This is a genomic window from Thiobacter sp. AK1 (genome assembly GCF_039822265.1).
Lineage (GTDB): Bacteria > Pseudomonadota > Gammaproteobacteria > Burkholderiales > Thiobacteraceae > Thiobacter > Thiobacter aerophilum.
Genome location: NZ_JBAJEX010000001.1, coordinates 487,915 through 513,708, shown reverse-complemented (window position 1 = coordinate 513,708; position 25,794 = coordinate 487,915). Strand labels below are relative to the sequence as shown.

Annotated in this window: 23 protein-coding genes; 11 read left to right on the top strand and 12 right to left on the bottom strand. The window is 63.1% G+C overall.

Features of this window, described 5'->3' with window-relative positions; translation table 11 throughout:
* Nucleotides 1-31: 31 nt before the first annotated feature.
* Nucleotides 32-1,294 carry a L,D-transpeptidase family protein gene (locus V6E02_RS02655; RefSeq protein WP_347306859.1) on the bottom strand — a complete coding sequence of 421 codons (1,263 nt, stop codon included), beginning with the start codon at nt 1,292-1,294 and terminating at the stop codon, nt 32-34.
* A 2-nt stretch (nt 1,295-1,296) separates the two neighbouring features.
* On the bottom strand, nt 1,297-2,322 hold the full coding sequence (locus V6E02_RS02650; protein WP_347306857.1) for a nuclear transport factor 2 family protein: 1,026 nt from the start codon (nt 2,320-2,322) through the stop codon (nt 1,297-1,299).
* A 93-nt stretch (nt 2,323-2,415) separates the two neighbouring features.
* Here V6E02_RS02650 and gltX point away from each other — a divergent pair, with 93 nt between their 5' ends.
* The 9 genes from gltX to V6E02_RS02605 all read left to right on the top strand — a co-directional run bounded on the left by gltX (nt 2,416) and on the right by V6E02_RS02605 (nt 13,904).
* Nucleotides 2,416-3,822: a glutamate--tRNA ligase gene (gltX, locus tag V6E02_RS02645; protein WP_347306855.1), complete on the top strand. Its 1,407-nt coding sequence runs from the start codon at nt 2,416-2,418 to the stop codon at nt 3,820-3,822.
* A gap of 6 nt (nt 3,823-3,828) precedes the next feature.
* On the top strand, nt 3,829-5,196 hold the full coding sequence (gene cysS / locus V6E02_RS02640; protein WP_347306853.1) for a cysteine--tRNA ligase: 1,368 nt from the start codon (nt 3,829-3,831) through the stop codon (nt 5,194-5,196).
* A gap of 17 nt (nt 5,197-5,213) precedes the next feature.
* Nucleotides 5,214-7,649, top strand: a complete 2,436-nt coding sequence (locus V6E02_RS02635; protein ID WP_347306851.1) for a putative bifunctional diguanylate cyclase/phosphodiesterase — start codon at nt 5,214-5,216, stop codon at nt 7,647-7,649.
* Between the two features lie 27 nt (nt 7,650-7,676).
* A complete protein-coding gene (locus tag V6E02_RS02630) occupies nt 7,677-8,234 on the top strand; it encodes a metallophosphoesterase family protein (protein WP_347306849.1) in 558 nt (185 codons plus the stop codon).
* A gap of 243 nt (nt 8,235-8,477) precedes the next feature.
* Nucleotides 8,478-9,764: a CoB--CoM heterodisulfide reductase iron-sulfur subunit A family protein gene (locus V6E02_RS02625; RefSeq protein ID WP_347306848.1), complete on the top strand. Its 1,287-nt coding sequence runs from the start codon at nt 8,478-8,480 to the stop codon at nt 9,762-9,764.
* 5 nt (nt 9,765-9,769) lie between these two features.
* Nucleotides 9,770-11,971, top strand: a complete 2,202-nt coding sequence (locus V6E02_RS02620; protein ID WP_347306846.1) for an FAD-dependent oxidoreductase — start codon at nt 9,770-9,772, stop codon at nt 11,969-11,971.
* A gap of 7 nt (nt 11,972-11,978) precedes the next feature.
* Nucleotides 11,979-12,605 carry a 4Fe-4S dicluster domain-containing protein gene (locus V6E02_RS02615; protein ID WP_347306844.1) on the top strand — a complete coding sequence of 209 codons (627 nt, stop codon included), beginning with the start codon at nt 11,979-11,981 and terminating at the stop codon, nt 12,603-12,605.
* 12 nt (nt 12,606-12,617) lie between these two features.
* A complete protein-coding gene (locus V6E02_RS02610) occupies nt 12,618-13,517 on the top strand; it encodes a CoB--CoM heterodisulfide reductase iron-sulfur subunit B family protein (RefSeq protein WP_347306842.1) in 900 nt (299 codons plus the stop codon).
* A 72-nt stretch (nt 13,518-13,589) separates the two neighbouring features.
* Nucleotides 13,590-13,904 (top strand): hypothetical protein, encoded by a 315-nt coding sequence (locus V6E02_RS02605; protein WP_347306840.1) that lies wholly within the window; start codon nt 13,590-13,592, stop codon nt 13,902-13,904.
* Between the two features lie 25 nt (nt 13,905-13,929).
* Here V6E02_RS02605 and V6E02_RS02600 read toward each other — a convergent pair whose 3' ends face one another.
* Nucleotides 13,930-15,246: an EAL and HDOD domain-containing protein gene (locus tag V6E02_RS02600; RefSeq protein WP_347306838.1), complete on the bottom strand. Its 1,317-nt coding sequence runs from the start codon at nt 15,244-15,246 to the stop codon at nt 13,930-13,932.
* 303 nt (nt 15,247-15,549) lie between these two features.
* On the opposite strand from V6E02_RS02600, the gene V6E02_RS02595 reads away from it, so the two are divergent.
* The gene (locus tag V6E02_RS02595; protein WP_347306836.1) at nt 15,550-16,752 is read left to right on the top strand and encodes an ammonium transporter; all 1,203 of its coding nucleotides are present in this window, start codon (nt 15,550-15,552) and stop codon (nt 16,750-16,752) included.
* Between the two features lie 3 nt (nt 16,753-16,755).
* Here the strand turns inward: V6E02_RS02595 and V6E02_RS02590 are convergent, their stop codons facing one another.
* The 8 genes from V6E02_RS02590 to hyfB all read right to left on the bottom strand — a co-directional run bounded on the left by V6E02_RS02590 (nt 16,756) and on the right by hyfB (nt 24,897).
* The gene (locus V6E02_RS02590) at nt 16,756-17,304 is read right to left on the bottom strand and encodes a cob(I)yrinic acid a,c-diamide adenosyltransferase (protein WP_347306834.1); all 549 of its coding nucleotides are present in this window, start codon (nt 17,302-17,304) and stop codon (nt 16,756-16,758) included.
* 77 nt (nt 17,305-17,381) lie between these two features.
* Nucleotides 17,382-17,699 (bottom strand): DUF3579 domain-containing protein, encoded by a 318-nt coding sequence (locus tag V6E02_RS02585; protein ID WP_347306832.1) that lies wholly within the window; start codon nt 17,697-17,699, stop codon nt 17,382-17,384.
* Between the two features lie 54 nt (nt 17,700-17,753).
* On the bottom strand, nt 17,754-18,299 hold the full coding sequence (locus V6E02_RS02580; RefSeq protein ID WP_347306830.1) for an NADH-quinone oxidoreductase subunit B family protein: 546 nt from the start codon (nt 18,297-18,299) through the stop codon (nt 17,754-17,756).
* Nucleotides 18,300-19,838: a hydrogenase large subunit gene (locus tag V6E02_RS02575; protein ID WP_347306828.1), complete on the bottom strand. Its 1,539-nt coding sequence runs from the start codon at nt 19,836-19,838 to the stop codon at nt 18,300-18,302.
* A gap of 3 nt (nt 19,839-19,841) precedes the next feature.
* Entirely contained in the window at nt 19,842-21,293 is a 1,452-nt protein-coding gene (locus V6E02_RS02570; RefSeq protein WP_347306826.1) for a hydrogenase 4 subunit F, read from the bottom strand.
* Between the two features lies 1 nt (nt 21,294).
* Nucleotides 21,295-21,957 carry a formate hydrogenlyase gene (locus V6E02_RS02565; protein WP_347306824.1) on the bottom strand — a complete coding sequence of 221 codons (663 nt, stop codon included), beginning with the start codon at nt 21,955-21,957 and terminating at the stop codon, nt 21,295-21,297.
* Entirely contained in the window at nt 21,957-22,901 is a 945-nt protein-coding gene (locus V6E02_RS02560; RefSeq protein WP_347306822.1) for a respiratory chain complex I subunit 1 family protein, read from the bottom strand. The genes V6E02_RS02565 and V6E02_RS02560 overlap by 1 nt, the downstream gene beginning before the upstream one ends.
* Before the next feature lie 4 nt (nt 22,902-22,905).
* Nucleotides 22,906-24,897, bottom strand: coding sequence for a hydrogenase 4 subunit B (gene hyfB / locus V6E02_RS02555; protein WP_347306820.1), 1,992 nt, complete (start codon nt 24,895-24,897; stop codon nt 22,906-22,908).
* 105 nt (nt 24,898-25,002) lie between these two features.
* Here hyfB and V6E02_RS02550 point away from each other — a divergent pair, with 105 nt between their 5' ends.
* A complete protein-coding gene (locus V6E02_RS02550; RefSeq protein WP_347306818.1) occupies nt 25,003-25,194 on the top strand; it encodes a CopG family transcriptional regulator in 192 nt (63 codons plus the stop codon).
* A gap of 8 nt (nt 25,195-25,202) precedes the next feature.
* Here the strand turns inward: V6E02_RS02550 and V6E02_RS02545 are convergent, their stop codons facing one another.
* Nucleotides 25,203-25,763 (bottom strand): LbetaH domain-containing protein, encoded by a 561-nt coding sequence (locus V6E02_RS02545; RefSeq protein ID WP_347306816.1) that lies wholly within the window; start codon nt 25,761-25,763, stop codon nt 25,203-25,205.
* Between the last annotated feature and the right edge of the window lie 31 nt (nt 25,764-25,794).

Sequence of the window (25,794 nt, the reverse complement as noted above, 5' to 3'; positions counted from 1 at the left end):
GCGGGATACTGGCCACGGCGGTGCACGGAGCTCAAACCGCGCCTTCATAGACGATTTTCCATACGCCGTTTTCCTCGCGCCAGTACTGGCGTTTGCGCATGGTCTGCTCCAGGTTGTTGCTGCGGTAGTCTTGTTCGAAGGTGACCACCACCAGTTTCTCGCGCCCTGGATAGCGCAAGATGCTCAGGTTGGAGAGCGTGATGCGCACGTGTGTCTTGCTGGCGTTGACCTGGCGCTTTTGGGCCGCCCACGCCGAAAAATCCAGCTCGCCACTGCTGAAACTGGGTGAATAGTGGGCAAGATAGCGTTCCGTGTCCAGGCTTTCCCAATCACGGCGCCAGCGCTCGATTTCGCGGCTGATCGCCTCCCGCTCGCTGCGCCAGAGATTGCGGTCCATCCAGGTGATGCCATCGGTGATGATCACCGGCGTGTGGCCCACGTTCAGATATTGGCGCAGGGTGCTGAGGTCCTCATTGCTCAGCACTACGCAACCATTGCTGGCGCGGGGGGGACGGCTGTAGGTGTCGCTGGGCACGCCGTGCAACCAGATGCCGGAGCCGTTGCGGCCTTGACGTCGGTCCCACTCGTTGGGATAGCTGATGGGGAAGGCCCCGGCACCGTAGAAATCCGTGAGCCTGGCCGGCGGCAGATCGTCGGTAACGAAATACACCCCCACGGGCGTGCGCTGGTCGCCTTCGCGGTATTTGTCCGCCCCCCGTTTGCCCACGGTGACGTAGAAGTCGGTGACATAGCGTGGCTCGCCCTGGTCGTTGCGGTAGATGAAGAGGCGAGAACGACTGGTATCCACCACCAGGGCGTGGCTCTGCGCGGGATCGAGCTTGAGCAGGTATTCCGGAATGCGGTCCTGGGGCAGGGGCTCCAAGTAGCGCTTGAGGCGCACACGTGCTTCTTCCCGGAAATCCGGCACACGTTCGTCGGCCACGTTGCCCAGGGTGGCGATGGGGCGGGCGCGCGCCATCAGCAGGTCGCCCTTGATGAGATGCGCGAGCCGGAAATTCGGTTCGATCCTGAGTACCGTGTCGATCTTTTCCAGCGCCTGATCCAGCCGGTTGTGTTGGATGTCGAGCAGGCTTTGCACCAGGAGGGACTCGGGCGTGCGCGGCTGCGGTGCAGGTGATGTCGCCACCACGCGCGGCCGGCTGCCCATGGCGGTGGCGGGCGGTTCCGCCAACGGCACCAGCAGAAGCCAGGTGAACAAGACGGTGAGCTTGCCTCGGTGGGCGGACAAGGCCTCGCGCCAGGAGAAGGAGCGATAGCCGCGTTGCGCGCGCATGCTCAGCTGCCGACCCGTTCCTGCTCGATCAGCCATTTCTCGCCGCTGCGCCTGAGCACCAGGGTCTTGGTCGTCGTGGAATCGAGGTGGTCGGCGTGATAGCGCTGCCGGAAAGTCACGGCGATACGGTTCTCATCCAGCACCCGCGGCTTGAGGTCGGAGAGGGTGACCTGGATGCGTTTGGGGGCGGTCAGGCGTTCCCGCCGCATTTTTTCCCATGCGCTGCGACTTTGCCCATGCGGCGGTTTGAAGTCCGGCCCGTAATAGGCCAGGTATTCGGCCACGTTCTGCGCCGACCAGGCGCGCGCCCAGTCCTGCACTGCTTTGAGCGCTTGCGTGGCATCGGGATGCGCCTTGGAAGAAGGTTCTGGCGCTTTCTCCACCGGCACCGGGCTGGGCGCCTTGTCGGTCGCTGCGGGTGGTGTCGGTGTCGCGGCGGCGGGTTTGGCTGGCGGCACAGCAAGCGGCCGCGTGGCCTCTGTCTTGGCGGCGGGCCGTTGCACGCGGCTGTTGATGGGGAAGATTTCCTTGATCAGGGAAAGCTTCATCTGCGCCGCGGTGTTGTTTTTGTCCAGTTGCAGGGCACGGTCGTAGGCTTGGCTTGCCAGTTTGGCGTAGATGTCGCCCAGATTCTCATGGGCGGTCGCGTAAGAGGGATGGGTCTGGATGGCCATTTCCAGAGCGTGCCGTGCCTTGTCGTACTGCTGCTGCTGGGCATAGAGCACGGCGAGGTTGTTGTAGGGTTCCGGCAGTTCCGGATAATCCTCGGTGAGGGCGGTGAAAACCTTGATCGCTTCCGCCGTCTTGTTCTGCTCGGTGAGGATGACACCCTTCAGGAAACGCGCGCGGGCATCCTTGGGGCGGCTGGCGAGATAGGCATTCACCCGCTCGAGGGCTTGGTTCAAGTTGCCCTGCCGCACGAGTTGCTGCGCATCGTCGATTTCATCGCCGAACGCGGCGCAAGAAACCACGGCAAGCCACATGGAGGTGATGAGAAGGATCAGCGAACGAGCGGTGCGCAAAGTCATTGTGTTATACTCGGGCCCGATAATTTCTTTGTAATTCCAACATTTTAACCACAAGCTCAAAGCCCCGACAATCTTCGCGCTGCGATTTTCCCCATGGCGTCCATCAAGACCCGTTTCGCCCCCAGTCCCACCGGCCTCATCCATTTCGGCAACGTGCGCACCGCCCTGTTCAACGTCCTGTTTGCGCGCAAAGGGGGGGGGACGTTCCTATTGCGCATCGAGGACACGGACCTGGAGCGCAGCCGTGAGGAATTCGTCGAGGCGGTAAAGCAAGATCTGCGCTGGCTCGGGCTCAACTGGCAGGAAGGCGAGGGCGAGGGTGGCCCTGCGGCACCCTACCGCCAGTCGCGCCGTGGCGACATCTACACGCGGTACCTGGAGCAACTCGAGGCCCAGGGGCGGGTCTATCCCTGTTTTTGTAGCGCGCTGGAACTGGAAGTCTCGCGCAAGGTGCAGGCGGCGGCCGGCAAGCCGCCGCGCTACTCCGGCAAGTGCGCGCATCTCAAGCCGGAAGAGGTGGCGCGCAAGCAGGCGGAGGGCCTGCCCTACACGCTGCGGTTCCGTATGCCCGCGGATACCGTGCTCGCTTTCGACGACCTGGTGCGTGGCCCGCAGAGATTTCCCAGCGAGGACATCGGCGATTTCATCATCCGGCGTTCCGATGGCAGCTTTGCCTTCTTTTACGTGAACGCGCTGGACGATGCGTTAATGGGTGTAACTCACGTGCTGCGCGGCGAGGATCATCTGGCCAATACGCCACGGCAGATCGCCATCCTGCAGGCGCTCGGCCTGCCAGTACCCCAGTATGGTCACATTTCCCTGATCGTGGACGCACACGGCGCGCCCTTGTCCAAGCGTACCGGAAGCCTTTCGGTGCAGGAGCTGCGCGAGCTGGGCTATTTTCCCATCGCTGTCAACAACTATCTGGCCCGGCTCGGCCACCATTTCGAAGAAAGTGGGCTGCTTTCCCTGGAGGCGCTCGCGCAAGCATTCGACATTCGCCATCTCGGCCGCGCCCCCGCGCGCTACGACCGCGCCCAGCTGGATCACTGGCAGGCGCAGGCGGTGCAGCATGCCGATGCCGATGCATTGACTGCCTGGTTGGCACCGGCCGTACACGGCCTGGTGCCGGAGCCGGACATGCAGGCTTTCGCGCTGGCGGTGCGTGCCAATGTGATGTTTCCCCACGACGCCCGCGTCTGGGCCGAGGCGGTCTATGCCGAGGCGCTGCCCATTTCGGAAGCGGCGCGCCAGGTGCTGGAGGAGGCCCCTCCCGAGCTGTTTCGCATCGCCGCCGATGCGCTGCTGGAAGACATGGATTTCAGCGCCTTCGTGCAGCGCGTGAAGGCGGCGAGCGGCCTGGCCGGCAAACAGTTGTTCCTGCCCCTGCGCGCTGCCCTCACTGGCCAGACCTTTGGGCCGGAGATGCCGCCCCTGTTCCGGCTCATGGGCTACGAGCGCGCCCGTCACCGCTTGGTGCAACACGTTCTTTCCACCTGACCCGCGATGCTGATCTATAACACTCTAGCCCGCACCAAGCAGGAATTCGTCCCCATCGAGCCTGGCAAGGTGCGCATGTACGTCTGTGGCATGACGGTCTATGACTATTGCCACCTGGGGCACGCGCGTGTGATGGTGGTGTTCGACATGGTTTATCGCTGGCTGATGGCCAGCGGATTCGACGTGACCTATGTGCGTAACATCACCGACATCGACGACAAGATCATCCGCCGGGCCGCGGAAAACCGCGAATCCATCCAGGAACTGACCGATCGCTTCATCCGCTACATGCACGAGGACGAGGCGCGGCTCAACGTGCTGCGCCCGACCCATGAACCGCGCGCCACCCAGTTCGTGCCGGGCATGATCCGCATGATCCAAACCCTGATCGACAAGGGCCTGGCCTACACCGCCGCCAATGGCGATGTGTATTACGCAGTGGCGCGTTTCCCGGGTTATGGCAAGCTCTCGGGCAAGTCGCTGGAGGATTTGCGTGCCGGCGAGCGGGTGGAGGTGGATCCCAACAAGCGCGATCCGCTGGACTTCGTGCTGTGGAAGGCGGCCAAGCCTGGGGAGCCGCAGTGGGATTCCCCATGGGGGCCGGGCCGGCCTGGCTGGCACATCGAGTGCTCGGTGATGAGCGAGCATTTCTTGGGCGAGCATTTCGACATCCACGGCGGTGGCCAAGACCTGCAGTTTCCCCATCACGAAAACGAGATCGCCCAGTCCGAGGGGGCGCATGGTCACCCCTTCGTGAACTACTGGATGCACATTGGCTTCGTGCGCGTGGACAACGAGAAGATGTCCAAGTCCTTGGGCAACTTCTTCACCATCCGCGAAGTGCTGGAAAAATTTGATCCCGAGACCGTGCGCTTTTTCATCCTGCGCGCCCATTATCGCAGCCCGCTCAACTATTCCGACCAGCACCTTAACGATGCCAGGCAGTCCCTCGATAGTCTTTACCTGACGCTGCGAGACGTGCCACCGGAACCTGTGGTCATCGACTGGAACGACGCCTTCGCCGCGCGCTTCCGGCAGGCCATGGACGATGACTTCGATTCCCATGGAGCCATTACCGTGCTGTTCGAGCTGGCGCGCCAAGCCAACAAGACGCGCTCGGCGCGCCTGTCTGGGTTGCTCAAGGCCTTGGCTGGCACGCTGGGATTGCTGCAGAACGATCCTGCCACCCATCTGCGCGGCGATGTCTCCGGCCTTGGCTACACACCGGAGCGGATCGAAGCACTGATCGCCGAACGCTTGGCCGCCCGCAAGGCACGCGACTTCGCCCGCGCCGATGCCATTCGCGCGCAGCTGGCGCAGGCGGGCATCCTCCTGGAGGACGGAGCGCAGGGCACCACCTGGCGCCGTGCCTGAGCGCCCAGGGGGCGCTCTTGCGTCAGGATGTCGGAAATGCTGGCATCATCGCCGCGGAGAGTCTGACCATCGCCACCTTCAAGACCGTCTTTCCCCCGCTATTGATCGAGATCCAGCACCACCTCTTCTATCTCGCGCAGGTGGTGGATCGTGTGCTGGAAGGTTCTGCCACGCCCTTGCCTGCGCCCGAATACTGGCGCGGGTATGAGCAGGCCAATGCCGAGCAGGTGAAACAGCTGCCGAGCGAGGAGCTCAGCGAGGCCTGGGCGCGCCTCGGGCAGGTGCACCGGCGCTTCCTGCGCGCCGCCGAGGCTGCGCTGGCCGCCGCCGCCAAGGGCGACCGCCAGCGGGCGCGGGTGCTCATCGATGAGGCTTTCGCCGCCTCCAGTGAGTTCACCGGACTGCTGGTGGGCGGTGCCATGGCGGAGTTGCTGCATCAGATCCGGGTCCACGAACGTCAGTTGGCGGCACGCTACGAAACGGAGTTCCTCGAGGCGGCGCACATGGGGCGCTTTGCCGTGCGGCTGTCCGACCTGGTGTTCATCGATGCCGACGCCAACTTCCTGCAGTTTTGCGGCTATGCCCGGGAAGAACTGGTCGGTGACACGGTTTGGCGCCTATTTGGCAAACGCGCCTGGGAGAACGTGCTAGAGACCGCGCGCAGCGGCGGGCGGGTCTCGGTCAAGGTGCGCTACCGCACCGGTGAGGCGGTGGTGCTGGAACTTACGCCCTTCGTGGAACGGGACAGTGGCGAGGAAATCCTGCGCGCCTTCGCCCTCAATGTCACTGAGGCGGAAGCTGCCGCCCAGCAGCGGCGATTGCTGGCGACCGCCATGGAGGTGTCGGCGCAGGCTGTAGTCATCACCGATGCCGAGTTTCGCATCATCTACGCCAATCCCGCCTTTACCCGCATCACCGGCTATGAGGTCGAGGAGGTGCTCGGCAAGAACCCACGCTTCCTGCAAGGCCCCGACACCAGCCAGGCCACACGCATGGCCATCCGTGAGGCGCTGGCTGCGGGCAAGCCGGTGCATGTGGAAATCCTCAACTACCGCAAGGACGGCACGCCGTATTGGCTGGACCTGTCCATCGTGCCGGTGCGCGATGAGCAAGGGGAGATCACCCATTTCGTCTCCAGCCAGATGGACATCACGGAGCGCAAGCAGGCCGAACAGGAAATCGCGCGCATGGCGCTGGAGGATCACCTCACGGGTCTGCCCAACCGCCGCGCGGCCGAAGACCGGCTGGCACTGGAATGGAACCGGGCACGCCGTGAGCGGGGCACTTTCGCGATCGCCATCGTCGATATCGACCGGTTCAAGCTGGTGAACGACCAGTATGGCCACCACGTGGGCGACCAAGTGCTGCACCACGTGGCGGAGGTGATGGCGTCCACCCTGCGCGGCGGCGACTGGGTTGCGCGCTGGGGTGGCGAGGAATTCATCGTCTGCTTCCACGACTTGGACTGCCGCGGCGCCCAGGCAGCGGCGGAACGCCTGCGCAAACAGGTCAAGGCGCGGCCGCTCGTGCTACCCCAAGGGGAATTGCCGGTGACGGTGAGCATGGGCGTGTCTCTCTACGGCCCGGAACACCTCGACGTGGATGCCATGCTGGGTCAGGCCGACGCGCTGCTCTACGAAGCCAAGATGGCGGGGCGCGACCGGGTGGTATGCGCACGTTCCGAGACCCAGCGCAGAAGCGGTGTGATCTGGGAAGGCTCTCAGGTGCAAAGCGCCCTGCGCGAAGGACGGGTGCTGCCGGCCTTCCAGACCATCGTCGATCTGCGCACCGGGCATGTGGTGGCGGAGGAAGCGCTAGCACGCATTCGCGCCAGCGACGGCAGCCTGATTCCCGCCCAGGGATTCATCCAGGCCGCCGAGGCGTTGCACCTGGTGGCGGCCATCGATCAGGCCATCTCCTCTGCGGCCATGGATCGTTGCGCCCGCAGCGTGCAGGCGGGCTCGCGGCTTGCCCACTTCATCAATCTCTCACCCCAGTTCCTCGCCAATGCGGAGGATGTGGAAGCCCTGCTTGCCCGTGCGCGTGGCTATTGCCAGGGTTGTGGGCTTGCGGAGGATATGATCAAACCCCTGGTGATCGAGATCACCGAGCGTCAGGCCGGCGATATCCTCGCGCTCAAGAAGCATCTCAAGCCTTTGACCGATTTTGGCTTCCGCCTTGCGTTGGACGACTTCGGCAGTGGCTATTCCTCCTTCCTCTATCTCGCGGAACTGCCAGTGCGCTTTCTCAAAATCGAGGGCTGGATGGTGAGTCGTATCATCCAGGATGCGCGTGTGCGCCAACTGGTGGAGACCCTGGTGGCCACCGCCCGTCGTTTCGACATCATTACCATCGCCGAATGCGTGGAAAGCACGGAAACCGCCCAGGTGTTGTGCGACATCGGGGTGGACTGGGCGCAGGGCTACTACTTCTCCAAGCCCAGTGTCGAGTAACATTCGCGCTTTTTGCACGGATGGCGCATGAAAATCTGCATACTCTCCGACAGTCACGACAACCGCCGTCTGCTCGACCATGCAGTGGAAGATGCCAAGGCCAACGGTGCCGAGGCGGTCCTCCACTGCGGCGACGTGGTGGCGCCCACCACCCTGCGCGTGTTGAAGAAGCATGGTCTGGCGGTACACGTGATCCATGGCAACAACACGGGGGATACCTTCAGCATGGCCAAGCTGGCCCACGAGCCCGGCAGCCTGATCCACTATTACGGTGCCGATGCAGGCATCGTGCTGGCCGGCCGCAACATCTTCCTTGTGCATTACCCACACTACGCGCGGGGGATGGCCACCACCGGTGACTGGGATCTGGTCTGCTGTGGCCACGAACACCGCCCGGAAATCGCCTGGCTGCCCAACATCAAAGGCGGGCGAACGTTGCTCGTCAATCCCGGGACAGTGGGCGGCGTGGGCAATCCGCCCACCTATGTGCTCGGGGATCTTTTGCGCATGGAATTCGAAATACGCGACGTGCCAGTCAAACCCGGCGAGCTGGCCAGCATGCCCCGTGTGACACCCCGCATGTGAGTGCCAAACTCGCGCCGGTAAAATCCCGGCTACCCAATCAAATTTGGGCGGTCTATCGAAGCATAAGAAATTTGAATTGTCGTGGCTCGGAACGAATCTGGAAGCCCCGCATAAACGGGAGTAACATTCGACGGCTACGAACGGCGCCTGCGCTGCCCGGCGGGCGCTGGCCAGATCCGAATCCCCAGCGGCCGGCGGCCTGGGCCGCGGGTCGTCAAATCATCCGTGTTTGGAGGAGACCTCATGACGGACGTAGTGGCAACCAACCAGACGATCCTGGTGGTGGGCGGTGGCATCAGCGGCATGACGGCGGCGCTGGAGGCGGCGGAATGCGGCAAGGATGTCATCTTGCTGGAGAAAAACCCTTCCTTGGGAGGGCGCGTATCCCAGCTCTACCGCTACTTTCCCAAACTCTGCCATCCCACCTGCGGTCTGGAGATCAACCTGCGCCGCATCAAGGGCAACAAGCGTGTGCGCGTGTTTACTCTGGCCGAAGTGACTGGCATCAGCGGGCAAGCCGGTGACTACACGGTGGACGTCAAGCTTTCCCCCCGTTACGTGAATGAGAACTGCACGGCCTGTGGCGACTGTGCCGAGGCGGTGGAAGGCGAGATCCCGGATGCCTTCAACTACGGCCTGGCCAAGACCAAGGTTGCCTATCTGCCCCATCCCATGGCTTACCCGATGCGCTACGTGTTGGACTCTTCTGCCATCGGTACGCCGGATGCAGAGAAAGCCAAGGCGGCCTGCAAGTACGGTGCCATCGACCTGGAGATGAAGGAAGAGCGTATCCAGCTCAAGGTGGGTGCCGTGGTCTGGGCCACCGGCTGGCAACCCTATGACGCGGCGAAGATCCAGCCCTACGGTTATGACCGCTATCCCAACGTGATCACCAGTGTGGAATTCGAACGTCTGGCCGATCCCCATGGGCCCACGGGTGGCCGGATCCTGCGCCCTTCCGATGGCAAGGAGGCGAAGAACATCGCCTTCATCCAATGCGCTGGCTCGCGTGACGAAAACCATCTGCGTCACTGTTCGCGCATCTGCTGCATGGCTTCCCTCAAGCAGACCCATTACGTCACGGAAAAATTCGGCGACGAGGCGAAGTCCACCATCTACTACATCGACATCCGCGCCATCGACCGTTTCGAGGACTTCTATGCCAAGGTCAAGGCCAATCCCAATGTGAAGTTCATCAAATCCAAGGTGGCGCGCATCGTCGAAGACGAGAATACCCGCAACCCCATCCTGCATGGCGTGGACACCGAAGGCTACCACCGCTATGCCAACGAGCACGATCTGGTGGTGCTGGCCATCGGCATGGCGCCGTCGGTGCCGGCGGATCGCATTCCGGCTCAAGTGGTGGCGGATTTGAGCGGCTTCATCCAGGTGGATGAGGCCAATGGCGGCATTTTTCCGGCGGGGTGCGCCAGCAACGCGCTGGACGTGAACCGCGCAGTACAATCGGCGACGGCGAGCGCCTTGCGCGCAATCCAGGTGGTCAACCAGGTGGCTAGGGCGGAGGCTTGAGAAAAATGGCAGATCAGAAAACGGCAGCATACATTTGCCAAGGCTGCGGGCTGGGTGAACGGCTGGACACCCGCCAGCTGGCGCAGGTGGCGAGCCGCGACGGCAAGATGAATCTGGTGCGGGAACATCCCTTCCTGTGTAGCAGCGAAGGGGTGGCGATGATCCGCAACGACATCGAAAACGAGGGCGTCACCCACATCGCCATCGCCGCCTGCTCCCGGCGTGCCAAGACCGAGGCATTCCACTTTCCCACGGTAGCCATGTCCCGCGCCAACCTGCGCGAGGGCGTGATCTGGATCCGCCCCGAGGGAGACGAGCACCAGGAAACCACGCAGGAAATGGCTGACGACTACGTGCGCATGGCCTGCGCCGAGGTCAAGAAGATGGTGCAACCCGCCGGCAATCCGGCGGCGGCGCGCAACGACACGGTGCTGGTGGTGGGCGGCGGCGTCAGCGGCATGACGGCGGCGCTGGAGGCCTCAAAGGCCGGCTATCGCGTGGTCCTGGTGGAAAAAACCGGCGCGCTGGGTGGCATGGCAGCCAAGCTGTGGAAGCGGGTGGCCTACAAGGAGCCCTTCGCCGATCCCGCCGACACCGGGGTGAACGAGCTTACCGCACGCATCCAGGCGGACAAGAACATCAAGGTCTATCTCAACGCCACGGTGGCCAAGACCGACGGTGCGCCCGGGCGCTTCACGATCGATATCGCCACCGAGTCCGGCAGCATCAGCCAGGAGCACGTGGGCGCCATCGTCCAGGCCTCGGGCTTCACGCTCTACGACATGAACAAGCTGCCCGAGCTGGGTGGCGGGCTGCCCAACGTGGTGGACCAGCTCGGCCTGGAGGAACTGGCACGCGCCGCCAATGGCGGGCCCATCAAGCGCGCCGACGGCGTCGAAGTGAAAACCGTGGTGTTCGTCCAGTGCGCCGGTCAGCGTGATCCCAGTGGAACCCATCTACCCTACTGCTCTGGACACTGCTGCCTGACCAGCATCAAGCAGGCGATGTATTTCAAGGACCGCAATCCGGACGTGGACACTGTCGTCATTTTCGACGACCTGCGCACACCGGGTAATGGCGAGGACTTTTACCGCAGCGCCCAGCGCAAGGGGGTGACCTTCACAAAAGGCAAGGTGTCCAGCGTGGCGAGCGCGGGCAACGGCCTCAAGGTCACCTTCCACGACCTGATCCTGGACGACAAGAATGCCACCATCGATGCCGACCTGGTGGTGCTCGCCACGGGCCAGGTGCCCAATTCCGGCGTCAACATCGACCAGCCGCGGGAAGAGGGTGTGGACATCAAGCCGATCTCCATCCTCAACCTCAACTACCGGCAGGGGCCAGATGTGCCGCAGCTCGTGCATGGCTTTGCCGATTCCCACTTCATCTGCTTCCCCTATGAGTCTCGCCGTACCGGTATTTACCCCACCGGTCCGGTGCGTCGTCCCATGGACATCGCCCAGGCCATGGAAGATGCCACTGGCGCGGCACTGAAGGCGATCCAAGCTATCGAGAATGCGGCCGCCGGTCGTGCCGCGCATCCGCGTTCTGGCGATCTTTCCTATCCCACCTTCCGTGCCGAGGGTTGCACCCAATGCAAGCGCTGCACCGTGGAGTGCCCGTTTGGTGCCATCGACGAGGACGAGAAACGCTATCCCGTGTTCAACGAAAGCCGCTGCCGTCGGTGTGGCACCTGTATGGGTGCCTGCCCCGTGCGCGTGATTTCCTTCGAGAACTACTCGGTGGATACCGTGGGTTCCCAGATCAAGGCGGTGGACATCCCGGATGAGTTTTCAGAAAAGCCGCGCATCCTGGTGCTGGCGTGCGAGAACGATGCCTATCCCGCGCTGGACATGGCTGGCATGAAGCGCCAGACCTACAGCGCCTTCGTGCGCGTGATCCCGGTGCGCTGCTTGGGCTCGGTCAACCTCATCTGGATCACCGATGCCCTCAACAGCGGCTACGATGGCGTGATGTTGATGGGCTGCAAACACGGCGAACAGTACCAGTGCCACTTCGTGAAGGGCTCGGAAATGGCGAGCTATCGCCTGTCCAAGGTGGACGATACACTCAAGAGCCTGAACCTGGAGACGGAGCGGGTGCAGAACTACGAAGTGGCGATCACCGACATCGAGCGCGTGCCGCAGCTGATCAACGACTATGCCGAGAAGATCAAGGAAATCGGCATGAGCCCGTTCAAGTTCTAGGAGCCGGATGATGAGCGATCTGAATGCCCAAGCGATCAAGAAATACGGCAACAGCTTCCTGAAGGAGGTGGAGGCCAACGTCGAGGAGGGCGAGTGGGTCAAGATGTGCATGCAGTGCGGCGTGTGCTCCGGCTCCTGCCCCTTTGGGCCCCACTGGGCACATCCGCCCCAGGAAATCTTTATGATGATCCGGGCGGGCAAGCGGGAGGAAGTGTTGACCTCCGACTCCATGTGGATGTGCACCTCCTGCTACAACTGCATCGTGCGCTGCCCGCGCAAGCTGCCCATCACCCACATCATGCATGGCCTGGCCAACTACGCGCACCGCCTCGGGCTTGCCCCCAAGAACCAACCCACGCGCGTGTTCGCCAAGATGTTCTGGGACAACATCGTCAAGACTGGGCGCGTCAACGAGCTCAAGCTATCCCTGGGGCTTTATTTCAAGGACGGGCTCGGGCCAGGGATCAAGACCGCGCTGGCCATGAAAGACATTGGGCTCGGCATGCTGAAGGCCAAGCGTCTCAATCCCCTGGAACTCGTCAAGGGGCACGGCTGCAAGGACACCAAGGGGATTCACGCCATGCTCAAAAAAGCACGGGAAATCGAGGATCGACGCAAGGGCTTCGCGGCCTAAGGAGAGAGGAAGATGGCGAAAAAGCAATATGCGTTCTATCCGGGGTGCTCCTCGCAGAAAGGCGCCTCGGCCTCCAACTATCTCACCTCGGTGCAGTCCATGTGCAAGGTGCTGGACATCGAGCTCACCGAGATTCCGGACTGGAACTGCTGCGGCGCTTCCATCGGCTATGCCGAGGGCGGCGAGTTGCCGCGCCACGTGATGAATGCGCGCAATCTGGCCTTGGCGGAAAAGGCGCTACCGGGTCAGCAGGTGGTGGCGACCTGTGCCGCGTGCTGGCTGTCTGCGCGCGAGACCAAGGAACGCCTGGCCCACAACAGCACCCTGTTTAACGACGCCAATGAGGCCCTGAAAGAAGCGGGACTGCAATACCAGGGTAAGGTCGAGGTGCGCCACATGGTGGAAGTGCTGGTAGAGGATTTCGGCTACGAAGAACTGAAGAAGCCGGTGGTCAAACCCCTGGAGGGCATGAAGTTTGCCGGCTACGTGGGTTGCCAAACCAACCGTCCCTTCGGCATCCACGGTGAATCCTTCGAGAACCCCGTGTATCTGGACCATCTCGTGGAGGCAATGGGAGGTGAAGCTGTGCCCTATGACCAGAAGGTCACTTGCTGCGGCGGCGCATTGGCTTTTTCCGAGCCGGAGAAGAGCCAGAAGCAGATCAAGGACATCGTCGAGTCGGCCTACGACCACGGTGCGGAGTTCATCGTCACGCCGTGCCCCCTCTGCCAGGCCAACGTGGAGATCTACCAGGGCGAGGTGAACAAGCGTTACGGCACCAAGTTCAACATGCCGGTGCTGTATTACAGCCAGCTCATGACCCTGGCCTATGGGGGGTCTGCCAAGGAGGCGGGCCTCGATGGTCAGGTGATTCGCGCCCCGAAGCTGGAAGCCTTCGCGGCCAAGAAGTGAACTTGCACCGGGGGTGCGCGTGGGGGCGGTTTGCGGGCCGCCCCCGTTGCATTTGAGAGGCGAACCATGCAGATGAGAGGTCCCAAAACCTGGGACGAATACCTGGACCTGGTGCATCAGGCGGTGTACGAGGTGGACGAACTGCGGGCCTGCCTTCTGGACGAGGAGGAACTGGATGACGTGGATCTCTACAACCAGTACCTCGGCCCTCTCGACAAGACTCTGCGCGAACTTTACGACGCCATGACCTCGGGCCGCTATCAGTTCCCGGCGGGGGAGGATCTCCCCTTCATGCCGCTGGTGCGTCAGTACGGGCGGTTCATTCCTTTCCGGGGGCTGCTCGAACTCATCAACCGGACCCACCGCGAGGGCCTTGTCCAGGAATGAGCCGGCACGCCTGTGCCGGTTGGGCTCATTTTGCCAGCACGCCCGCCCACTCGATGGCGGCGAGATGGGCGCGGCTCGCTTCGTCGAGGTCCATGCCCAGTTCCTGGCAGAGTTGCGCTGCGCGCTCCACATCGTCGTTTTCGAAGGCGAGCGCGAGTTCCAGATAGGGCGCATAGCGGCCTTTGCGCGCGAGGAGCGCCTGTGTTACGTCTTCCGGCAAATGTAGCCGCGTCGCCACCTCGGCGAGCGGCACCCCCAGCAGGGCATCCAGTAGCGAGAACATGCCGGTGATGAAGAGGTGATTGCCTTCGCGGCTGGATAGCCGCGACTGACCCAGAAGCTCGGCCAGTCGGCCGCGAATCACCGCCGTGCTGAGCAGCAGACGCTGACCGGCGGTGAGATCCACGCCAGCAAAAATGAGCAGGCTAAGCCAGCGCCACAGGAAATCGTAGCCGAGCAGCATCACCGCATCGCGAATCGACGACACCTTGTACTGGAGGCCGATGCCTGCGGAATTGATGTAGCACAGCAGGCTGTAGCACAGGGCGACGTCGTGCTTGAAGGCATTCTCGATCTCGCCCACGTCGGCCCGTTTGATCACCAGGTTGAATAGTTCCATCACTCGCAGGCGGCTGGGATCGAGCTTGTTCATGACCAGAGTCTGCCCAGGCGCGAGCAGACGGCCCTGGTAGAAGTCGAAGCCGTGCGCGCGGCAGACCTCGAAGTCGGTGCGACTGTTGACGTTGCGCACCAGGCGCTGGAGTTTGTGCGCCTTGACCAGCCGGTCGATGCGCGCGATCTCTTGCAGAGGCGTGAGTGCCAGGTCATAGATTACAAGGCTTGCCGTCTTGCCAACATCCAGTAGGCCGTGCTCCTCGCCCTGCCAGTGGCGGGCCAGGCGGTAGCCGCGCTCACGCAGGGTGGCAAGACGGCTCAAACTGGCTTCGTCTAGCGGCTCGGGTGCGCCATATTCCAGCACGAAGCGCTGCCTGGGAATGACCTCCACCAGATCGCTCAACAGGCAAGGCACGCCCAGGCGCAGAAAACCCTGCTTCTCGCCGAGGGCCTGTTCCACGCCGAAGCGGTTCAGGGTGTCCAGCACGAGGTTGATTTCTTCGGCGGCATGGCGCGGCTTTCCGGGGGGCAAAAGACCGCCAGCGCGCACCAGGAGCGCATAACCCACGACCCGCTGCGTGACATCGATGATGGGCTCGCGCGCCAAGAAAACCGTCTGCGGTGTGTCCGGGCCTTGGACTACATCATCGGCGGGCGCACCACCCGACGGCGGCGAGGCCGGGGGCGTGCGCCGATCCGATGGACGGGGTAGGAATTTCCAGGTCATTGTGGGCTCCGCAGTATGCGGGCTTTAACGTCCGGATATGCCGGATCTTTAGAAAAGCCTGCGTTACATGACGGTAAGCTTCTGGCGCGGCGCTAAACCCCCTTTCTCCCGAATCACCGTCTCCGGCGCAGGCTGCCAGGCGCTCATTTCTAGTGCATCGCGCGGGCAATTTGCACCAAAAAGATTCAGTCAGGTTTCGGGGCAGCCCCAGAAAAGCGCGTTCTCGCGCACACTTGGTGCGGACCCGTAAGCCGGCACGGTCCGTGCTTGTGGTCCGGGGTTCGTGTGACCAAGGAGCCATTCATGTCGCTGCCGACTTCCAGTTCCGATACGTTGTTCCTCCTCCTCGGTGCGATCCTCGTGCTCGCCATGCATGCGGGGTTCGCCTTTCTAGAATTGGGGACGGTGCGCCAAAAGAATCAGGTCAACGCCCTGGTCAAGATCCTCAGTGATTTCTGCGTTTCCACCGTAGCCTACTTCTTCATCGGCCATGGGGTGGCCTATGGCACCCAGTTCCTCGCCGGCGCGGGGGCCCTCGCCGAGCGCAATGGCTACGAGTTGGTTAAGTTTTTCTTCCTCCTGACCTTTGCTGCGGCGATTCCTGCTATCGTTTCTGGCGGCATTGCCGAGCGGGCGCGTTTCTATCCCCAGCTTGCCGCTACCTTCGTGATCGTGGCCGTCCTCTATCCGCTGTTCGAGGGTATCGCGTGGAATCATCGCCTGGGCGTACAGAGCTGGCTTGCCGCCACCTTTGGTGCAGAGTTCCACGACTTCGCCGGCTCGGTGGTGGTGCATGCCGTGGGGGGCTGGATCGCGCTGGCGGCGGTGTTGATGCTGGGTGCACGACGCGGGCGCTATCGCAAGGATGGAATGGTCAGCGCCCACCCGCCGTCTAGCATTCCCTTTCTCGCCCTGGGGGCGTGGATCCTGATTGTGGGCTGGTTTGGTTTCAATGTGATGTCGGCTCAGAGCCTGGACAAGATTAGCGGCCTGGTGGCGGTGAACTCCCTGATGGCCATGGTGGGCGGCACTCTGGTGGCCCTGCTCGCCGGACGCAACGACCCGGGCTTCGTGCACAACGGTCCTCTCGCAGGACTGGTGGCCGTCTGCGCGGGCTCCGACATCATGCACCCCGTCGGCGCCCTGGTGACCGGCGGCGTGGCCGGCGGCCTCTTTGTGTGGATGTTCACGCTCACCCAGAACAAATGGAAGATCGACGACGTGCTGGGCGTATGGCCACTGCATGGTCTGTGCGGCACCTGGGGGGGCATTGCCGCAGGCATTTTCGGACGCGAGGCACTGGGTGGCCTGGGCGGCGTGAGCCTGTCAGCCCAGGCGGTGGGGACCCTGCTGGGCGCGGTCATCGCCTTGGCCGGTGGCCTCCTGGTATACGGCGCCCTACGGGCGACCGTGGGTATCCGGCTGGATCAGGAAGCGGAATTCACTGGCGCGGATTTGTCGATCCACCGTATTTCCGCGACCCCGGAACAAGAAGCCCCGTGGTAGCACTCAGCCGCGGGGCTGCCATAGCACGTCCGGCATGTCCAGGCTGCGGTTGATGGCCCGCGCGAGCACGAACAACAGGTCGGACAACCGGTTGAGATAACGCAGGGCAGCGGGTGAGACGGTGTCCTCACTCGCAAGCGCCACCAGACCGCGTTCCGCGCGCCGGCACACTGCGCGTGCCAGATGACAGACTGCGGCCGCGTGGCTGCCGCCGGGCAGGATGAACTCGCGTAGGGGAGGCAGGGGCGCATTGAGCGCCTCCACATCCTGCTCAAGGGCCATCACCATGGCATCGCTTACCCGTGTGATACCCGGAACGGACAGCTCCCCCCCGAGCTCGAACAGCTCGTGCTGGATGCGCACCACAAGCGCCCGAAACGGCTCCGGCAAGAGCGGCTCCGCCAGAAGCAGGCCGAGCACGCTGTTGAGTTCGTCGATGTCCCCAAGGGTGGCGATGCGCGGCGCGTGCTTGGGCAGACGGCTGCCGTCACCGAGGCCGGTGGTCCCGTCGTCTCCGGTGCGAGTAATGATGCGGCTCAGGCGATGGCCCATGGGCTTGTCCTGTGGATGAAATGCTCCCGATTCTCCCACAGGGCCCCGCCCTGGTGGAACCGTCCCTGGTGGCGCTGTCAAGGGTTGCCGGCTGGCAGGGGGAGGGCGCGGGCACCGCTGCGCCGATCGGCGAGGATGCGCAGCCGGTTGGCGCGGGCGAATTCCATCACGAAGGCATAAGCAGCGGGATCAGCCGTTTCCAGGCCGCGCGCCACGACGAGACACTTTTCCCCCTCGATGATGCAGGGGTGGACGCTGGTCGAATAGTGCAGCCGGCGATGTTCGTCGAAGTTCGCCAAGGCGGAGGAAATGCGTTCCACCCAGTCGCCCGGGCGCAGCCTCTTGCCGTCTTCTTGCAGGCTGGAGATGATGAGATAGTCGTCGGGATGGTCCATGGCGCTCGTTTCCTGGCTGGCCTGTTTGGATTTACGGCCACCAAAACGGCGACTTTAGGGGCTAGCTGGGGCTTGTCGGTGCGCCGGGGCTGTGCGTACGGCGGTAAGGATGCCCGCCAGGATGCGCTTCGGCTCGGGCGGACAGCCTGGTACCACCACGTCCACCGGAATCACGTTGGCGACGCGCCCGCGACAGGCATAGGATTCGCCGAATGGTCCACCGGTGGCGGCGCAATCGCCCACGGCCACCACCCATTTCGGATCCGGCGTGGCCTCGAAGGTGCGACGCAACGCCGTTGCCAGATGGGCGGACACCGGCCCGGTTACCAGTAGCACATCCGCATGACGCGGACTGGCAACGAATTTCACGCCCGCACCCTCGATGTTGTAGTGGGGCCCATTCATGGCGTGGATTTCCAGCTCACAAGCATTGCAGGAACCGGCATCCACGTGGCGCACTCCGACGGCGCGCCCAAAGATCCTGAGGATTTCCTCGTTGAGGGCGTGTGCGTTTACGGCGAGTGTGGGATCGGGGGCCGGAGGCGGCTCAGAAATAATGCCGGTCTTGAAGAGTTGGCGCAAAATGATCCGGGCAGGCATCTACAAGTCCGCTCCGCTGTAGGATAGGTTGAAGGATTTGTTGATGAGTGGGAAGTCGGGCACGATATTGCCCAGCACCGCCAGTTCCAGCAACGGCCAGTTTTGCCAGGAGGGATCGTGGGGGTGCACCCGGTCCAGGCGACCGTCCGCCTGCAGCCGGACATGCACGATCACTGGTCCGCGCCAGCCTTCCACCCAGCCGAGCGCTTCGCATACTCGGGCGGACGTGGGCAGCGCCCGTACCAGCGGGCCGGGCGGCAAGCTCTCTGCAATGGTCTTAAGTAGACGCAGGGACTCCAGCGTCTCGGCGGCACGTACCCGGGCCCGGGCGGCGACATCGCCGCTGCGTTCCAGTGCCATTTGCACGTCCAGCTCTTGGTAGGGCGGCCAGGGAAACTGCACGCGGGCATCCCAGGCCTGACTGCTTGCGCGTCCTGCGAGCCCAGTCAGTCCGAGCCGGGCAGCGAGCGCCGGCGTGACGATGCCGGTGCCGGTGAAGCGGTCCTGTACGCCCGCATGTTCTTCGTAGAGTTCGATCAAGGGACGCACTTGCTCGCGCGTTTCGCGCACCAGACGTACGACTTCCGCCGCCGCGCTCGCCGTGAGATCGCGGGCCACACCGCCTGGCACGATGCAATCGAACAGGTAACGATGGCCAAACCATTCCCGGCAAGCCCGTAGCCAAGTTTCCTTGATGCGCCAGAACTGGTTGAAGCCGAAGCCGAGCGCCACGTCGTTGCCGAGATAGCCTAAATCGCCCAGATGGTTGATCAGGCGCTCGATCTCCAGGAACAAGGCACGCAGCCACTGGGCGCGGGGAGGTGGCGTGGTTTCCAGCGCGGTTTCCACTGCCATGCAGAAGGCCCAGGTGAAGGCACTGTGGCTGTCGCCACAGACACGACCTGCCAAACGTGCCCCGCTTGAAACATCCAGTCCTTCGAAGCGTTTCTCAATGCCCTTGTGCGTATAACCCAGGCGCGTCTCCATGCGCAGCACCCGGTCACCGATCACGGAGAAGCGGAAATGACCCGGCTCGATCACGCCGGCGTGAATGGGCCCCACCGGGATTTCGTGCACCCCCTGACCCTCGACACGCACGAAGGGATAGGCGTCTGCCGCTTCGGGTTGGGCAAGCTCGAAATCGCGGCGCAAGGGGAACTGTCCATCGCTCCAGACGGCATGGCGCAGCCATTTGCGCGTGTCGTCGGCATTCTCCGCGATCAGGCCTAGTAGATCGCGGGTGGCGCGCTGCATGCGTCCGGCCTGGGGAAAGATATGGGCGATGTCCGGATAACTCGGCGCGTGCGCTTCCAGCGGTGTCTTCGCCCAGATTAGACCCAGCACCGAGAGATAGGCGGTGTGCAGGGTGAATGTGCCGCCGAGGTGCCGATCGTCGGCGCCCCAGAGGGCCAGCAGCTGACCGCCTTCCTCCTGGATACCGCGAGCGAAGGCGGTGAGGCGGGTGCGTCCGAGCGCGAACTGCCAGATGGGGCCACCGCCGTGGGGCGCAAGCGGGGTGAGGTCGATCTGGTGCGGCATGGATCACGCTCCGAGCAGACGCGCCGCCTGGCGGTACCAGTTCGCCAGGAAATCCGGAATGTACAGGCCCAAAACGAAGACCAGCGCGAGGTGCAGGAACACGGGCAGCAATGCCGGCTGATGAGGCAGGTAGGGTAGCTCCGCCTTTCCGAACACCATCGGCTGTACGCGCCCGAAAATCGCGGCAAAGGCGATCCCCAGGCCCGTGATCAGGAACGGCGTGGCCCACGGGTGGTCATGCATGGCCGTGGTGATGATGAGAAACTCGCTGGCGAACACCCCGAAGGGTGGCACGCCGAGGATGGCCACGGTGCCGAGTAGCAGCCCCCAACCAATGGTGGGGTTGGAGCGGATCAGCCCGCGGATATCATCCATCACCTGGGTGCCGGCCTTCTGGGTGGCGTGACCTACGGCGAAGAAGATCGCCGATTTGGTGAGGGAGTGCATGGTCATGTGCAGCAACCCGGCGAAGCTGGCGGTGATGCCACCCATGCCGAAGGCGAAGGTGATCAGCCCCATGTGCTCGATGGAGGAATAAGCGAACATGCGCTTTACGTCCAGCTGGCGTCGGAGCAGTAGGGCGGCAAACACTACGCTGGCAACACCAAAGCCCATCATCAGATTGCCGGCGAGATCGGAGTGGAGTGCACCGTCCACCAGCACCTTGCCACGCACCACTGCGTACAGGGCCACGTTGAGTAGCAGGCCAGACAACACCGCCGATACCGGTGTCGGGCCCTCGGCATGCGCGTCCGGCAGCCAGCTATGCAGTGGCACCAGTCCGACCTTGGTGCCGTATCCCACCAGAAGAAAAATGAAGGCGAGCTGCAACACAACGGGTTCGAGCTGGGCCTTGACGGCGTCCAGGTGGGTCCACAACAGGGCGGTGCCGCCTTCGCCTAGCACGCGCTCCGCGGCGAAATAGAGCAGGATGGTGCCGAACAATGCCTGGGCGATCCCCACACCACAGAGAATGAAGTATTTCCAGGCGGCTTCCAGGGATGCCGGCGTACGGTAGAGGGACACCAGCAGCACCGTTGCGAGCGTAGCGCCTTCCATTGCCACCCAGAGGATGCCCATGTTATTGGTCGTAAGTGCGAGCAGCATCATGGCCAGGAAGATTTGGTAGCTCCCGTGGTACATCCGTAGCCGTGCGGAGGCCACACGGCCATGGTCTTCCTCGATGCGCATGTAAGGCCGCGAGAACACTGCCGTGGTGAAGCCGACAAAAGCGGTGAGGGCGACCAGAAACACATTGAAGGGGTCGATGAAGAACCAGTCGTGGGCGAGGGTGAACGGGCCATGGCGGGCCACGTCATGCGCCAGTGCCAGGGTAGCAAGGAAGGTAGCGAGAGCGAAGGCGACATTCACTGTCGGCGCGATGCGGCGGTGTCCCACCAGGGTAAGCACGAGGCCCCCCAACAGCGGCAAGACAAGCACCCAGGCCAGGTTCATGTCAGTGTTCCTTCAATCTTTCCAGATGACGCAGGTCCAGGGATTCGAAGGTCTCCCGGATCTGGAAGAAGAAAATCACCAGCACGAATACGCCCACCAGCACATCAAGGGCGATGCCCAGCTCCACCACTAGAGGCATGCCATAGGTGGCGCTGGTGGCGGCGAAGAACAGGCCGTTCTCCATGGCCAGGAAACCGATCACCTGGGCAATGGCCTGGCGCCGGCTGATCATCATCAGGAAAGACAGCAGCACGACGGCCATGGCGATACCCAAATTGGAGCGCGTGACGGTTCCGGCCAGGGCGGAAATGGGTTGTGCCAGATTGAAGGCAAATATCACCAGCACGATGCCGATCAGCATGGTGGTGGGAATGTTGATGATGGGCTCAACGTCGCGTTCGATGTCGAGCCGGCGCACCAGACGGAAAAAGATCCAAGGCAGAAGACCCACCTTGAGCACCAGGGTGAGGCCCGCCGAGGCGAGCAGGTGGGGCTGCTTCGTATGCAAGGCGACCAGGGTGGTGGATAAAGCGAGGGCTAGACCCTGCCATGCGAACAGCGTGATGAGGCCGATGATGCGCCGCTGGGACAGCAGGGCAAAGGCGATCAGGAGCAAGATGGCGGCGAGCAGATTGGTGAGTTGCAAAGGCAGCGGCAGCGTCATCACACCTCCAGCAGGAAATGCACCAGCATGCCCAACACCGCGAGCAGAAAAGCCGTGCCCAAAAACTCCGGCACCCGGAACAGCCGCATCTTGGCGTTGAGCGTTTCCAAAACTGCCAGCGTAAAACCACCCATGGCCAGTTTCAGTGTCAGGGCGGCCAAGGCCAGTGGCAGGCCCGTCCAATCGCCCACGGGCGCAATTCCCCAAGGCAGAAACAAGGCGATGCCTAGTGCCGAATAGGTGAACAGTTTGAGCGCCACCGCCCATTCGATGAGGGCGAGATGCCGGCCGGAATACTCCAGGATCATGGCCTCGTGGATCATGGTGAGTTCCAGATGGGTGGTGGGATTGTCCACCGGAATGCGCGCATTCTCCGCTGTGGAGACCATCCAGAAAGCCACCGCGGCGAAGGCCAGGCTGGGATAGATGGCGAACCGCTGGTGGGCGAATACGTCCACGATGGTGGGCAGAGCCGTGGATCGGGCGATCAGGCTGGCAGTGAAGAACACCATGAGCAGGGCGGGTTCCGCCAAAAACGCCACGAACATTTCCCGGCGCGCACCCAGGGTGCCGAACGCGGTGCCCACGTCCATTGCCGCGAGCGTTTGGAACATGCGTGCCATGGCGAACAGTCCTACTAGGGCGATGGCATCCGCGGCCGGGGAGAAGGGCAGATCGTTCATTAGGGTGGGCACGATGCCCGCTGCCAACACCATGCAGGCGAAGATGGCATAGGGCGCCAGACGGAACAGCGGCGAGGCCTGGTTGGCGAGCACTACGTCCTTGTGGAACAACCGACGCAGCTGGCGATAAGGCATGAGCAGCGAAGGCGCGCTGCGGTTGGACAGCCAGGCACGGCATGCATTGACCCAACCCATGAGCAAGGGCGCGGCCAGTACCGCGAGTAGGGTTTGGGCTAGTTGCAAGGCGATTCCGCTTTCCATGGTGCTAGCGGCTTACGAAGAACAACAGGAAGGTCAGGGTCGCGAAGCTGTAGAACAGGTACCACTGGATGCGTCCGTGCTGCGCGCGCGCCGCCTGTTCCGCCAGCCAAGCCACGAGACGCGCCAGCGGCGTATACAGGAGGATCCACAGCCGATCCCGTGTCGCGCCACGGTAGCGCGGCTTAGGGTCAAAAGCATCGGGCATTTCGCGTTCGACTTTCATGAAGGCGTCGAACACGTGACGGATAGGTTGCCCAAAGCCTTCCGCGGTATCCTGCATGCGCCCGTCCTGTTCCGGATAACCGCAATCCCAGGCCGCGGCATGACGCACGCGACTGTGATAGGCGAGGCGCACCCAGAGCAGCGTGGCAAGCAGCATGAATAGGAGCACGGCCAGCAGGACGCCGGGTGCGAAGCTCGCGCGCTCGGCGCCCAGGGGTGCGAGCAGAAGGCCGCTTTGCACGGGCAGCGCGGCGCCGAGCAAAAGCTGGCTGGCTGGCGCAACGAGCATAAGGGCAGCCATCGGGACCAGGCCCAGGACGACACAACCTGCCGCGAGCCAGAGCATGCCCAGCCGCTCCGGCCAGCCTGCCTCGTGGGCGTGGGCGAGTTCCGCGCTGCGTGGCTGGCCGAGGAACGTCACCCCGTAGAGCTTGACCATGACATAGGCCGCGAGTGCCGCTGCCAGTGCCACCGCAGCCGCGGCCACTGGGATGATCATATTCAGATAGGGCTGCGCCAGTCCGGGCGTGAAGAGAAAGGCTTGCAGCAGCAGCCACTCCGAGACGAAACCATTCAAAGGTGGCAGGCCGGCGATGGCGAACACGCCAATCAGCATCAAGGTCGCCGTCCACGGCATGGCGCGGATCAGGCCACCCAGGCCGCCCATCAGACGCGTGCCCGTGGCGTGCAGCACGGAGCCGGTACCCAGGAACAAAAGACCCTTCATTAGGGCGTGGTTGAGCACGTGATAAAGCGCGGCGGTCAGCGCCAGCGCAGCAATGCCTGCCTTGCTTTCCGCGCGGAACACCAGAGCCAGCCCAATCCCGGTGACGATGATGCCGATGTTTTCGATGGAGGACCAGGCGAGGAGCCGTTTGATGTCGGATTGCACGGCGGCGAAGATCACGCCGTAGAGGGTGGAGACGAGTCCCAGCAGGATGAGTAGGGTGCCCCACCAAGCGGGTTGGCTGGGCAGTAGATCTAGGGTGACGCGCAACAGCCCATAGATGGCGGTCTTCAGCATTACCCCCGACATCAGTGCGGACACCGGTGAAGGCGCGGCGGGATGCGCCTCCGGCAGCCACACGTGCAGCGGCACCAACCCAGCCTTGGCGCCGAAGCCGAACACGGCCAGCAGGAACGCGACCGCCGCCCAGAACGGAGACGGTGTGGCTGCGCGCATCACATCGAAGGTGTAGGCGCCCTGACCTCCCTGGATCACGCCGAAGGCCAACAGCAAAGCCACGGCACCCACGTGTGCCATGAGCAGATAAAGAAAGCCGGCGTGCCGGATCTCCTCTACCGCGTGGTCGGTGGTGACCAGGAAGTAGGATGCCAGCGCCATCAGCTCCCAGGCCACCATGAAGGCGTAGGCATCATCTGTCAGCACCACCAGCGCCATGCCTGCCAGAAACAGGTTGTACCAGAGACCTACGGTGCGTGCGGTCGCAGGGTCGAGGCTACGGAAGTAACCGGCGGCGTGCAGGCTTATGCCGCAGGCCGCAAGGCCCTGCACCGTGAGGAAGACGACGGACAGGGCATCGAGCCGGAGGTGCAAGGGTAGATCGGGCAGCCCCAGCGGTACGATCATGGCCTGGGCAGGCTTGCCGAGGGCAGCGAGGGCGATACCCGCCAGCGCGAGCCCCACCAGCGCCGAGGCCGCGTAGTAGAGGGAGCGCGCGCCGGTGAACAGTTGCAGCACGCCCAGCGCGACCCAGGCAAGGGTACAGCCCCAGGCCAGCTCTAGGGGCAATGCGGGGTCTGTGGGTGCCATGGGCCATCATCGGGAATGTGGTGCGCTGATTCTAGTGTTAAGCGGTTGCGGCTTCAATGTTAATTGTATTAACATCTGGGCAGGTCCCGTCTTTCAAGATTCGCCATGGAACAGCGCACTGCCCGCCTCACTATCCTGATCGATCCCCGCAAGAAGAAGCTATTCGAGGAAATCTGCGCCCAGCAGGATCTCACACCGTCCCAGGTGGTACGGCGTCTGATCCGGCAGTACATCATCGATCACGCAGGCGACCGCAAGCTGCCGGAATGGCTGATCCGCGGCAGCGGCCGGAGCTAAAAGCCCGCTCAGAACTCGTTGCGGATGCGGTTGTAGCCTTTGACCAGCTCGCGGTTGGCTTCGGCGACCGATTCCGAGAAGCCGGCCACGTCGGGGCTTACCCGTTCGATGCGGGCGAGCTCGGCATCGGAATGGATGTTGACGGTGGAGGGAATGTAGAAGCCGGGCGGCACGCTGCAGTTTTCTACCACGGAGTTGTGGCGTACCACGGAGCCGTCACCCACGCTGCAGTTGAACAGCACCGAGTTGAAACCGATGAACACATTGTTGCCCACCCGGCAGGGGCCGTGCACGATGGAACGGTGGGCGATGGAGGTGCCTTCGCCGATGATGACGCCACCGCCAGCTTTGCAGTGGATGACCACACCGTCCTGGATGTTGGAGTTGGCACCGATGATAATGGGCTCCATGTCACCCTCTTCGTTCACCTCGTCAGCACGGATCACGGCGTAGGGGCCGATGAACACATTCTCGCCGACGAACACCTTGCCACACAGGATGGCGGTGGGATCGACGAAGGCAGAGGCAGCGACGACCGGTAGGTCGCCGCGGGGATTCTTGCGGATCATGGTTGAGGGGAAGATCGAGAAGAACGCGCTA

What these genes read in the sequence shown, in the direction of transcription:
- V6E02_RS02625 (WP_347306848.1), top strand. Translation starts at nt 8,478, where the DNA reads ATGACGGACGTAGTGGCAACCAACCAGACGATCCTGGTGGTGGGCGGT.
- V6E02_RS02650 (WP_347306857.1), bottom strand. Translation starts at nt 2,322, where the DNA reads ATGACTTTGCGCACCGCTCGTTCGCTGATCCTTCTCATCACCTCCATG.
- hyfB (WP_347306820.1), bottom strand. Translation starts at nt 24,897, where the DNA reads ATGGCACCCACAGACCCCGCATTGCCCCTAGAGCTGGCCTGGGGCTGT.
- V6E02_RS02575 (WP_347306828.1), bottom strand. Translation starts at nt 19,838, where the DNA reads ATGCCGCACCAGATCGACCTCACCCCGCTTGCGCCCCACGGCGGTGGC.
- V6E02_RS02585 (WP_347306832.1), bottom strand. Translation starts at nt 17,699, where the DNA reads ATGGACCATCCCGACGACTATCTCATCATCTCCAGCCTGCAAGAAGAC.
- V6E02_RS02615 (WP_347306844.1), top strand. Translation starts at nt 11,979, where the DNA reads ATGATGAGCGATCTGAATGCCCAAGCGATCAAGAAATACGGCAACAGC.
- V6E02_RS02610 (WP_347306842.1), top strand. Translation starts at nt 12,618, where the DNA reads ATGGCGAAAAAGCAATATGCGTTCTATCCGGGGTGCTCCTCGCAGAAA.
- V6E02_RS02600 (WP_347306838.1), bottom strand. Translation starts at nt 15,246, where the DNA reads ATGACCTGGAAATTCCTACCCCGTCCATCGGATCGGCGCACGCCCCCG.
- gltX (WP_347306855.1), top strand. Translation starts at nt 2,416, where the DNA reads ATGGCGTCCATCAAGACCCGTTTCGCCCCCAGTCCCACCGGCCTCATC.
- V6E02_RS02655 (WP_347306859.1), bottom strand. Translation starts at nt 1,294, where the DNA reads ATGCGCGCGCAACGCGGCTATCGCTCCTTCTCCTGGCGCGAGGCCTTG.
- V6E02_RS02560 (WP_347306822.1), bottom strand. Translation starts at nt 22,901, where the DNA reads ATGGAAAGCGGAATCGCCTTGCAACTAGCCCAAACCCTACTCGCGGTA.
- V6E02_RS02605 (WP_347306840.1), top strand. Translation starts at nt 13,590, where the DNA reads ATGAGAGGTCCCAAAACCTGGGACGAATACCTGGACCTGGTGCATCAG.
- V6E02_RS02570 (WP_347306826.1), bottom strand. Translation starts at nt 21,293, where the DNA reads ATGAACCTGGCCTGGGTGCTTGTCTTGCCGCTGTTGGGGGGCCTCGTG.
- V6E02_RS02630 (WP_347306849.1), top strand. Translation starts at nt 7,677, where the DNA reads ATGAAAATCTGCATACTCTCCGACAGTCACGACAACCGCCGTCTGCTC.
- V6E02_RS02595 (WP_347306836.1), top strand. Translation starts at nt 15,550, where the DNA reads ATGTCGCTGCCGACTTCCAGTTCCGATACGTTGTTCCTCCTCCTCGGT.
- V6E02_RS02565 (WP_347306824.1), bottom strand. Translation starts at nt 21,957, where the DNA reads ATGACGCTGCCGCTGCCTTTGCAACTCACCAATCTGCTCGCCGCCATC.
- V6E02_RS02580 (WP_347306830.1), bottom strand. Translation starts at nt 18,299, where the DNA reads ATGCCTGCCCGGATCATTTTGCGCCAACTCTTCAAGACCGGCATTATT.
- V6E02_RS02550 (WP_347306818.1), top strand. Translation starts at nt 25,003, where the DNA reads ATGGAACAGCGCACTGCCCGCCTCACTATCCTGATCGATCCCCGCAAG.
- V6E02_RS02620 (WP_347306846.1), top strand. Translation starts at nt 9,770, where the DNA reads ATGGCAGATCAGAAAACGGCAGCATACATTTGCCAAGGCTGCGGGCTG.
- cysS (WP_347306853.1), top strand. Translation starts at nt 3,829, where the DNA reads ATGCTGATCTATAACACTCTAGCCCGCACCAAGCAGGAATTCGTCCCC.
- V6E02_RS02545 (WP_347306816.1), bottom strand. Translation starts at nt 25,763, where the DNA reads ATGATCCGCAAGAATCCCCGCGGCGACCTACCGGTCGTCGCTGCCTCT.
- V6E02_RS02590 (WP_347306834.1), bottom strand. Translation starts at nt 17,304, where the DNA reads ATGGGCCATCGCCTGAGCCGCATCATTACTCGCACCGGAGACGACGGG.